The organism is Paenibacillus sp. DMB5, from assembly GCF_001517085.1.
Taxonomy (GTDB): domain Bacteria; phylum Bacillota; class Bacilli; order Paenibacillales; family Paenibacillaceae; genus Paenibacillus_AQ.
In genome coordinates, this window is the sequence record NZ_LRAC01000161.1 from 22,586 (window position 1) to 32,509 (window position 9,924).

The 9,924-nt window shown below is 55.2% G+C and carries 9 protein-coding genes; 6 read left to right on the forward strand and 3 right to left on the reverse strand.

The window, feature by feature from the left end; translation table 11 throughout:
* Nucleotides 1–90 precede the first annotated feature (90 nt).
* The 3 genes from AWJ19_RS29595 to AWJ19_RS29605 form a co-directional block, all read right to left on the reverse strand.
* On the reverse strand, nt 91–561 hold the full coding sequence (locus AWJ19_RS29595) for an AbrB/MazE/SpoVT family DNA-binding domain-containing protein (RefSeq protein ID WP_068728830.1): 471 nt from the start codon (nt 559–561) through the stop codon (nt 91–93).
* A gap of 220 nt (nt 562–781) precedes the next feature.
* On the reverse strand, nt 782–1,450 hold the full coding sequence (locus AWJ19_RS29600; protein ID WP_068728831.1) for a DNA-3-methyladenine glycosylase: 669 nt from the start codon (nt 1,448–1,450) through the stop codon (nt 782–784).
* 84 nt (nt 1,451–1,534) lie between these two features.
* Nucleotides 1,535–3,598, reverse strand: coding sequence for a PBP1A family penicillin-binding protein (locus tag AWJ19_RS29605; protein WP_068728833.1), 2,064 nt, complete (start codon nt 3,596–3,598; stop codon nt 1,535–1,537).
* A gap of 229 nt (nt 3,599–3,827) precedes the next feature.
* Between AWJ19_RS29605 and AWJ19_RS29610 the strand changes: the two genes are divergently transcribed.
* The 6 genes from AWJ19_RS29610 to argS all read left to right on the forward strand — a co-directional run bounded on the left by AWJ19_RS29610 (nt 3,828) and on the right by argS (nt 9,795).
* Nucleotides 3,828–4,991: a hypothetical protein gene (locus AWJ19_RS29610; RefSeq protein WP_068728835.1), complete on the forward strand. Its 1,164-nt coding sequence runs from the start codon at nt 3,828–3,830 to the stop codon at nt 4,989–4,991.
* A gap of 203 nt (nt 4,992–5,194) precedes the next feature.
* Nucleotides 5,195–6,052 carry a carbon-nitrogen hydrolase family protein gene (locus tag AWJ19_RS29615; protein ID WP_068728837.1) on the forward strand — a complete coding sequence of 286 codons (858 nt, stop codon included), beginning with the start codon at nt 5,195–5,197 and terminating at the stop codon, nt 6,050–6,052.
* Nucleotides 6,053–6,067: 15 nt separating this feature from the next.
* Nucleotides 6,068–6,736: a GNAT family N-acetyltransferase gene (locus AWJ19_RS29620; protein WP_068728839.1), complete on the forward strand. Its 669-nt coding sequence runs from the start codon at nt 6,068–6,070 to the stop codon at nt 6,734–6,736.
* Nucleotides 6,737–6,791: 55 nt separating this feature from the next.
* Nucleotides 6,792–7,463 carry a GNAT family acetyltransferase gene (locus tag AWJ19_RS29625; protein WP_068728841.1) on the forward strand — a complete coding sequence of 224 codons (672 nt, stop codon included), beginning with the start codon at nt 6,792–6,794 and terminating at the stop codon, nt 7,461–7,463.
* A gap of 206 nt (nt 7,464–7,669) precedes the next feature.
* Nucleotides 7,670–8,113, forward strand: a complete 444-nt coding sequence (locus AWJ19_RS29630) for a DUF1934 domain-containing protein (RefSeq protein WP_068728847.1) — start codon at nt 7,670–7,672, stop codon at nt 8,111–8,113.
* A complete protein-coding gene (argS, locus tag AWJ19_RS29635; protein WP_068728849.1) occupies nt 8,110–9,795 on the forward strand; it encodes an arginine--tRNA ligase in 1,686 nt (561 codons plus the stop codon). The genes AWJ19_RS29630 and argS overlap by 4 nt, the downstream gene beginning before the upstream one ends.
* The last annotated feature ends 129 nt before the right edge of the window (nt 9,796–9,924 follow it).

Here is a 9,924-nt window from a genome sequence, read left to right on the forward strand (position 1 = left end):
TTAGACGGACAAAAGGGCTTGAACCTCCACAGCAGGAAGGTTCAAGCCCTTATTATATTTCTTGAGGGATCATGGATGTAGGCAGTGCTTCTACTTGCCGGATGAACTGATTTTGCGCTTGAGCTGGCTTACTCTGGCCTGGCTGATGCCAAGCACCTCTGCAAGTGCCTTCTGGTTGGCATAGGGGTGCTCGGCCATAGCCTTCTCCAGACGCTGGCTCATCTCCTCAGTCTTGGTCCGGCGGCCGTTGCGGGCAGGGTCAGTGCTCTCCTCATTAGCCCCCTGCAGAGGTTCTGCTTCTTCCGGAACACGGCCGGGATCGCCAAGCTCCTTAAGACAGGTATTACAGATAAACTGATCCTTGTAGTAAGTCACGTGGTCAAGGCTCCTGCAAAACGTACATTCGGTCGAAGTGTATTTCCGGAGTACAATAATCTCATCATTCAGGATAAAGAATTCGATGGGATCCCCAATGTCGATATTGCGTGTCATGCGGATTTCTACAGGAACCACAATTCTGCCAAGACTGTCTAAACTCCGGATCATGCCTGTATCCTTCATCTCATGTCCCTCATTTACATCTTTATATTTTTTTGCGGATATCTACGATTATAGCAGTAATTGTAAGTTTAGAGAACGGGGAAAGCGCATTCATTTATCAATTGGGTGAACATGAGAGAAGCCGCCTGCTCTGGTCAACCAGGGCGGGCGGCTTATTAGGGTTCAATTCCTTTTACCCAATATACGGGCACCGAAACAGGCGGAAACGAAGAGGCGGGATTCAGTTCAGGATAAAGGGAGTTTCCAGCTTATCCTTGACTGAAACATAAGGATTATTCCGGAGATAAAAGCGCCAGGGGAGCCCTGCATATTCTTTGGCATAGGGAATATTAATGCGCGGAGCCTGAACAATATCCAGGGCTTCGGGACGTTCACCCTGCTCCAGCCGCAGCGGGCTGTCTCCGCTGTCAATCCGGAGCCCGTTCAGGCTCTTGTCGATCCGCAGCGCACGGCATAGCTTGCCGGGCCCGCCGGAGAGCCCGGCCGGATTGCGGCCGGCATTACCGCGGTAACTGCGCATCAGGGCGGCATCGGCAGGGGTCAGCGGCTCCACAGCCCGGATCAGTACAGCATGGGGATCGCCTTCCCTGGCAGTAACGACATTAAGGCAATGGTACATGCCATAAATGAGATAGACATAGATGGTACCACCCTCCCGGAACATTACATCCGTCCGGGCGGTGCGGCGGCCGCCAAAGGCATGGCTGCCTTTATCCTCTACGCCCCCGTAGGCTTCTGTTTCTACGATACGGCAGCGGATCTCCCCGTCCTCTGTGCGCCGCACCAGGTGCTGACCCAGGAGAAGCGGTGCAGCCTGCAGAGCCGGGAGCTGGTACAGCTCAGGCGGGATAAGCCCGTAGCCTGCAGGTTCGTTGTTTTTACGGTTCATATCGGGATGGCACCTTTCCCGGCAAAGATAGCTTGCCGTTTATGGGCTCATCGTACCCCAGGGGCGGGCCTGCTGCAACTGTCCCTAGTTCAGCCACCAGCGCTTGATATCACTCCACAGGGAATGCTCTTCCTTGGCCGGGGCAGCCGGCGATTCTTCAGCAGGGGCCGTTTCCGCGCCGGTGCTGTGCTCATCACAATACTCTGTTGGCTCTGTGCCGCTGATAAAGGTCTCCAGCTCCTTTTCCGGACAGGCGGCTGTAGCCAGCTTGCCGGACTCCGGATTGATGTAGACGCTCACTACTCCGTCAGGAATCGGAAATATCTTCGGCGGCACATTGGCCAGCGCCTTTTCTGTATACTCGGCGAAAATAGGTGCAGCCCGCCGTCCGTCAGATGTAGCGATATCGCGCCCCTTATCGTATCCCACCCAGACCGCAGTGGACAGCTCGGGTGTAAAGCCGACCATCCAGCCGTCGGTGTCTGTAGTTCCGGTCTTGCCTGCTACGGGGCGCTTGATAATAGAGGCTACCCGGTTACCGGTTCCGCCGCTCTCAAAGACGCCTTCCATCAGCCGGGTCAGGACATAGGCTGCCGCAGGCTCAACGACCTGCTCCCCTCCGGCCTGGGGGGCTTCATAGACCAGATCCCCCTTGGAATCGGTAATCTTCAGAATAGCTGTCACCGGCTGCCGGACACCTCCGCCTCCGATTACCGCGAAGGCGGAAGCCATCTCGAGCGGGCTGACCGGCGAGGTTCCGAGCGCCAGGGAGGGCACGCTCTGCAGCGGGCTTTTTATCCCCAGCCTGGATGCCATTTCTGCGACATGGTCCGCGCCGATTTTCATAATCGTATTTACAGCATAGATATTGTCGGAAGCGGCGATGGCCTGGCGCATATTAATCTCCCCCAGGTATTTGTCGCCGAAATTTTTCGGCTGGTACGTTTTACGGTTGTTGTCGTAATGGAACAGAGTCGGCTGGCTGTTAAAAACCGACAGGCCGGTCATCGTTTTAGAGGATAGCGCAGTCAGATACATAATCGGTTTAAAGGATGAACCGGGCTGCCGGGTAGTGGCCAGGGCATGATTGAACTGGTTGGACCGGTAGTTCTTCCCTCCGACCATTGCTTTGATATAACCGGTGCGCGGGTCAATGGAGACGAGAGCGGTCTCCAGCTCGCTGGCCGGATCCATTTCTTTATCCACGGCTTCTTCCGCTGCCTGCTGCATATCAGGGTCAAGTGTGGTATACACATTCAGCCCGCCCAGCTCCAGCTCGTCATTGCTGATCCCCAGCGTGCCAGTGACCAGCCCGCGAATATAATCACGGAAATAAGGGGCAAGCACAACCGTGTCCTTTTGACCCTGCGGCTTAAAGCTGAGAACGGTCCGGGCGGCCTCTTCTGCCTGTTCTTCTGTAATATCTCCTACCTGTGCCATAGAGTTTAAAATAATACTCTGCCGCTTTTTGGCGTTATCCGGATGGGTGTAGGGTGAATAATAGGTCGGTCCTTTGGGGATGCCGGCCAGGAGTGCGCTTTCTGCCAGATTCAGATCTGCCGCCGCTTTGCCGAAATACATGCGGGAGGCTGCTTCAATGCCATAAGCCCCGTGACCGTAGTAGATTTCATTTAAATACATATTAAGAATCTCTTTTTTGCTGTATTTCATCTCTAGCTGCATGGTGTAGACCGCTTCCTTGGCCTTGCGGGTCCAGGTTTTTTCATGGGTAAGGTACAGGTTGCGCGCCAGCTGCTGGGTCAGCGTGCTGGCCCCCTGAGAGCGCTCGCCCGTCTCCAGATTGGCCAGCACCGCCCGCGCCATGCCTTTCAGGTCAAAACCGGAATGACTATAGAACTTGCGGTCCTCCACGGCCAGGGTAGCCTGGATAAGCTCAGGGGCGATCTGGTCCAGCGTTACCGGGTTACGGCTCCGCCCGTCCGTCGTAAACGTGGTCAGCACATTGCCTCTGGCATCCAGAAGCCGGGAGCGGATATCATCGCCGATCGGCGGAAGAGGTTTGTTATACAGATAGCCCAGCAGTGCTCCGGCAGCAAGCACCATCAGCACAGTCATGACAGCTGCCAGCCGGATCAGCCGGCGGAGGCGGTGTCTCTTGACTTTCGGGTTAGCAGAATCGCGCGGCATGGCTTCAGGCTCCTTGTCCTCAGGAATGCGAAACGGCCGGCGTCGTTCATAATAGTGCCGGTTAGTTCTCATTATGGGAAAGGAAACGGGCAGATATTCAGAGCCGGAGGCAGCGGTAACCAAATTGTCTTCTTTTTGTGACCTTCTCAGGGTAGATAGAACTGCGGAGGGGGAGTATAACAGAGTAGTGCTGACAGGAAAGGGTATATATATCACAGGAGGTGTCATCATGAATTGGACTAAAAAGATACATCTAAAAGCACTAACCATTCTCTCCGCGGGATTGCTCGCGGTTTCGTCCTGGGGTGCAGCAGCTCCGGGACATGCAGCAGCGGCACCAGCGGGCGCCGGAGACCATGGTCTGCTGAAGCAGCTGCAGGCCAAGTATCTGGCTGCTGAAGAGACACCGCTCAGCTTCAATGATCTGGCATTTCTCAGTGCAGATACAGGACGGGCAGCAGGCAAAGGCTTTATGATCGGCACATCGGATGGCGGCAGCCATTTTCAGAAGATTTATGAAGGCCAGTGGAACTTCCGGCAGATCTCCTTCCCGGACAATGTGCATGGATGGGCATTAGCATCGGTTCAGGAGCAGAACGGGGCCTATCTTATCGGCACATCGGACGGCGGATCAACCTGGAAGAGAATTTCGGAGTCACAGGTAGGCTTTGAACGGATCGCATTTACAGACAGCAAGCACGGCTTCGGTTATGTCCGTGCCTTTGCGTATTATACAGAGGACGGGGGACGGAGCTGGAGCCAGATCAAGACTCCGGCTAACACGCGCGGCGCAGAGTTTACCAGCCGCAATAACGGCTGGGCAGTTGTGGTGGCACCGGGCGAAGGCTACCGGGTTATGAAGACCACTGATGGCGGATCGACCTGGAAGCTGGCACTCAAATCACCTTTTGCTTACCCGGAGTACGGACAGGTATATGCCAAGGGTGATCAGGTATATGCACTCCTGTACGGAGGATCAGGCATGTCCCAGACCTCGTATTCGCTGTACGCCAGCGGTAATCAGGGAAAGAGCTGGACGCGCGTAATCGCTCAGGAGACGGCAGGCGGCGGTCCCGCACCGGGCAGCGGGTCAGCGCTGCTGAAGAAAGGACCAGCCTCAGGCAGACCGGGCAACATGCAGCTGTCCGGCAGCAGCACAGCCTTTCTGGCCGGTTATTCGCCTGCAGGTGAACAGGTGGCTGTCGGCCGCACAGTGAACGCGGGCAAGCAGTGGAGCAACCTGCCGGCGATTGCCGGATATGAAGCAAGGATCTCCTTCCCTGACAGCAAAGCGGGCTGGATGGCAGTCAAAGGCGCCGACACTTCATCCCTTTATTCGACTAAGGACGGCGGCATGACCTGGACGGAGAAGTTTGCTTTTAGAGGAAAATAACAATAACAAAATAACGACTCTATACTAATGACAGGGCGGCTCCTTCGGGGCCGCTTTTTTTGCGTGCGGATAACAAGAGGGCCTTTTTACGTTTTTCCGCCGAGTGTGATTTTGGCCGCCAGTATGATAAAATTTGATTTACTTTAACAGGAATGTGCCGTGTATCTGCGGAGCCTGTGGACAAATGCTAGGAGGAATGCAGAGTGGCCTTTCGCGTATCCGCGGTTCAATATCATTTGCATACGATAACTTCGTTTGACGAGTTTGCTGCCCGGTGTGAGCATTACATTAAGACGGCTGAAGAATTCAGCACCGATTTTATCCTTTTCCCGGAGTTTCTTACAACTCAGCTGATGTCCATCGGAGACGGGCAGGGTAACGCCCTGGGCATTGAGGACCTGCCGCAGTTTACGGAGCAGTACCGGGAGATGTTCTCCGGTTTTGCCCGCAAGTATAATGTGCACATCATCGGAGGCACCCATGTGCTGCGCCGGAACGGCAAGCTGTACAATGTGGCGCATCTCTTTTATCCGGACGGAAGAATTGCCGAGCAGGCCAAGCTCCATATTACTCCTGCTGAGGTGGAGGGCTGGAATATGGGGGCCGGGGAAGGACTGGAGGTCTTTCAGACGGACAAAGGAACCATTGCCATGCTGACCTGCTACGATATTGAATTCCCGGAGATTGTGCGGATGGCCAGAGCCAAGGGGGCTGACGTCATTTTTTGCCCGTCCTGCACAGATGACCGCCACGGCTTCCACCGGGTCCGCTATACCAGCCATGCGCGTGCGATCGAAAACCAGATTTATGTTGTGCTGACAGGAACCGTCGGGTCGCTGCCAACCGTTGATCTCATGCGTGCGAACTTCGGGCAGGCTGTTGTTATCACACCTAATGATGTTCCTTTTCCGCCAAAAGGGCTGCTGGCCGAAGGTGAAATTAACGATGACATGATTATTACCGCCGATCTGGACCTGGAGCTGCTGTACCGGGTGCGCGAGCGCGGCTCCGTGACAACCTGGCGTGACCGGAGAACAGACCTGTACACAGACTGGACATAAAGGAGTCAGGCAAGGATGTATACTAAAAGCTTTTATGCCTTTGACGGCAAAGTGCCGGTTCCTGCGGTAATCCGGAATTATACGGCGGCGGATTTTGACGAGCTGATTACGATACAATCGGAAGCCTTCCCGCCTCCTTATCCGCCAGAGCTGCTGTGGAACCGGGAGCAGCTGCACAATCATGTGAAGCTGTTCCCGGAGGGGGCGCTCTGCGCTGAAGTGGACGGTGAACTGGCCGGTTCGGTTACGAGCCTCAAAATTCATTTTAATGAAGAATCGGCACATCGCAGTCATACCTGGTCTGAAGTAACGGCAGACGGATATATCACCACACATCAGCCTGATGGTAATACGCTGTACATTGCGGATCTGTGTGTACGCCCGAAATTCCGCAAGCTGGGACTGGGCAAGGAGCTGGTACAGTCCCTGTATCATGTGGTCGTAGAACAGAAGCTTGAGCGGCTGCTGGGTGCGGGAAGAATGCCGGGCTATCACAAAGAGGCCTCCCGGTTATCGGCAGAGGCGTATCTTGCTGAGGTTATCGGCGGGCAGCTGGCTGATCCGGTCATAACGTTTCTGCTGCGCTGCGGACGGTCGCCGCTTGGTGTGGCAGCGGACTACCTGGAGGATGAGGAGTCCTGCAATTACGCTGCGCTGATGGAATGGCGCAATCCTTTTTTATAGAAAAGACAGGCTAAAGGCAGAACCCAATCAGAATAACACTGGAGGAGATTCTACTATGGAATATGTAAGAATTACGAGCCTTTCTGATCCGCTGTTCAGACAAGTACATAATCTGCTGAGTGAGGTGTTTCCGCCGGAAGAGGTGCTGGAATACAGCCTGTGGCAGGAGCCGCTGGAGGATCCGGGAATCCGTGTGTTCGCAGCCGTTCATGAAGGCAACGTTGTCGGGACTACAGAATACCGTTATTATCCGGACTGGAATGTAGCGATGACCGACTTCACCGTAATCGGCCGTGAGGGCCTCGGGATCGGGCGTTTTCTGGCCGGGAGCCGCCTGAAGGATCTGAAGAAGCTTGCAGCAGATAACGGCAAGGAGCTGTACGGCATGTTCGCGGAGATCTATGATCCGTACCGGGTGGAGGATTTCGGCTTCGGCGGCGTTAAGCCGATGGACCCGTTTGTCCGCCGCGAGGTATTGTCCCATCTGGGGTATGAGCGGCTCGATTTCCCTTATGTCCACCCGTCCTGGCAGGGCGACGGCGAAGCTGTAACCGGTCTGGATCTCTGCTTCATGCCGGGACAAGAGGGGCTGGAGTCGGTAGAGGCCGCGCTGGTAGCCGACTTTCTGACCCGCTATTATGCGGTGCTCGGGGATAAGCCTGCGGCCTGGCATGCCATGGTGGAGCAGCTGCGGTCCAAGGATACCGTGCGGCTGCTGCCGTTGTAACTAAATAAATTAGAGAGATCTGCAGACGGGCGGCGGCCGGAAGTCCAAACATTCTCTGGAGCTACGGCTAATCGTAAAAGGGAAAATAAAAGTCAATAGAGATAAGATTTATTCATTGAATTGCTCATCCGAACTGGATATAGTGTACAATGGGTAAGCGAATATGCCTTGAATTTATGAATAGAACGATAAGCGAGGAACAGAGCATGTCTGAACTACAGTCCGCCAAATATGGTGTTACTGTTACTCTGGAAAGCCGGCAGGACGGGCAGAAGAATGTGATCAAGGCTGCCGGTGAAGCTTTTTCCAAAGGGGAGCAGCTGTTTATCCGTTATGAAGAAACGGAGCAGGGTCCGCAGGGAGAGGCTGTGTCTGTCCGTACGATGATCAAGATTACGGGCCGTGAACTGAAGCTGATCCGGCACGGGAGCATTGAGTCTGAGCAGTCTTTTGAGACAGGACGGCGCCTGCCGGGCTTCTACCGGTCCCAGTACGCCCAGTTTAATCTCTCTACCGACACGCGGAAGCTGGATATTATGCGTAATGGACGTTCGCTGGAGGTCTCGTGGGAGTATGACTTGTACGTCTACGGGGAGCTATCGGGACAGTTCGCTATCAGTTTGTATATACAGGAGGAACCACAATCATGACACAAAGTTCAAATCCGCTGCAGCTTGCCAATGAGCGGGTGAAAGAAGCGGTTGCAGGTGCTATTCTGGCGGCCGGTCTAGTAACACAGGAAGAGCTTCCGGCCATTGCGCTGGAAGTGCCGAAAGACAAGGCTCATGGAGATTTGGCGACCAATGCCGCTATGCAGCTCACCAAGATTGCAAAGCGCAACCCACGTCAAATTGCGGAAGCTATTATTGAGCATCTGGACACTGCTTCAGCCTCTATTGAAAAAGCGGAAATCGCCGGTCCGGGATTCATCAACTTTACGCTCTCCAAGAGCTACCTTTATCCGGTCATCGGTCTTGTCACAGAGCAGGGCGACAATTACGGCCGGATTGAGACAGGCAAAGGCAAAAAGGTGGAAATGGAGTTTGTCAGCGCCAACCCTACCGGCAGCCTGCATCTCGGACATGCCCGCGGCGCGGCTGTCGGCGATGCCCTCTGCAATGTGTTGGATTTTGCCGGTTACCAGGTAACCCGCGAATACTACATTAATGATGCCGGTAACCAGGTGAACAATCTGTGCAAATCGATCGAGGCCCGCTACCTGCAGGAGCTCGGCCAGCCGGCGGAAATGCCGGAGGACGGCTACCACGGTGAGGACATCAAGGGATTTGCCAAGGAGCTCGTTGCCGAAAAGGGCGACAGCCTGCTGGAGATGACTCCGGGAGACCGTGCGGCATTTTTCCGTACCTACGGGCTTACGAAGGAACTTAACAAGATCAAACGCGACCTTGAACGCTTCCGGGTCAATTTCGACATCTGGTTCAGCGAGACCTCGCTGTACGAGAACGGCCAGGTGCTGCGCTCACTGGATGAGCTGCGTGACCGCGGCGAAGTATATGAGCAGGACGGCGCTACCTGGCTGAATACGACCAAATACGGTGATGACAAGGACCGCGTGCTGATCAAGAACGACGGCACCTACACCTACCTGACACCGGATATCGCTTATCACAACGATAAGTATGAGCGCGGCTACGATACCATGATCAACATCTGGGGCGCCGACCACCACGGCTATATTCCGCGGATGAAGGCAGCGATGTCTGCGCTCGGCAATGACCCTGAGAAGCTGGTCGTGCTGATTGCCCAGATGGTCAGCCTGTTCCAGAACGGCGAGAAGGTCAAAATGTCCAAGCGTACCGGCAAGGCCGTTACGATGGAAGACCTGATGGAAGAAGTCGGACTCGACGCGATCCGCTACTTCTTCACCATGCGCAGCATGGATTCTCATCTTGATTTCGACATGGATCTGGCGATTTCCACATCCAATGAGAATCCTGTCTATTATGTGCAGTATGCGCATGCGCGGATCTGCAGCATTTTCCGCCAGGCTGAGGAGCAGGGCATTACCGTGCCGGCTATCGATCAGATTGACTTCAGCAAGCTGACAGCCGTTCACGAATATGACCTGCTGCGCAAAATCGGTGAGCTGCCTGCCGAGATTGCTATTGCTGCCGACAGCTATGCACCGCACCGCCTGATCCGCTACGTGTACGATCTGGCAGCGCAGTTCCATAGCTATTACAAGGCTGAGCGCGTCATCACTGACGACGCTGCCCAGACCGTGGCCCGCCTCGCCCTTCTGGGCGCGGCCCGCACCACCATCGCCAACGTCCTGCGTCTCGTTGGCGTAACTGCTCCTGAGCGGATGTAACACCCGCTCAGCACACCAAGCACCGCCTCCCCCGGGAGGCGGTGCTTTTTGGTGCCGCCGGCGCTGCGCCCGGCGGCTGTCGCCCGCCGCAGTGCGCGGCGGGGCTAACGGGCCTACGCCTTCGCGGCA

Excerpts from the sequence above, each read along its gene's own strand:
- AWJ19_RS29595 (WP_068728830.1), bottom strand. The coding sequence starts at position 561 with ATGAAGGATACAGGCATGATCCGGAGTTTAGACAGTCTTGGCAGAATT.
- AWJ19_RS29600 (WP_068728831.1), bottom strand. The coding sequence starts at position 1,450 with ATGAACCGTAAAAACAACGAACCTGCAGGCTACGGGCTTATCCCGCCT.
- AWJ19_RS29605 (WP_068728833.1), bottom strand. The coding sequence starts at position 3,598 with ATGCCGCGCGATTCTGCTAACCCGAAAGTCAAGAGACACCGCCTCCGC.
- AWJ19_RS29610 (WP_068728835.1), top strand. The coding sequence starts at position 3,828 with ATGAATTGGACTAAAAAGATACATCTAAAAGCACTAACCATTCTCTCC.
- AWJ19_RS29620 (WP_068728839.1), top strand. The coding sequence starts at position 6,068 with ATGTATACTAAAAGCTTTTATGCCTTTGACGGCAAAGTGCCGGTTCCT.
- AWJ19_RS29625 (WP_068728841.1), top strand. The coding sequence starts at position 6,792 with ATGGAATATGTAAGAATTACGAGCCTTTCTGATCCGCTGTTCAGACAA.
- AWJ19_RS29630 (WP_068728847.1), top strand. The coding sequence starts at position 7,670 with ATGTCTGAACTACAGTCCGCCAAATATGGTGTTACTGTTACTCTGGAA.
- argS (WP_068728849.1), top strand. The coding sequence starts at position 8,110 with ATGACACAAAGTTCAAATCCGCTGCAGCTTGCCAATGAGCGGGTGAAA.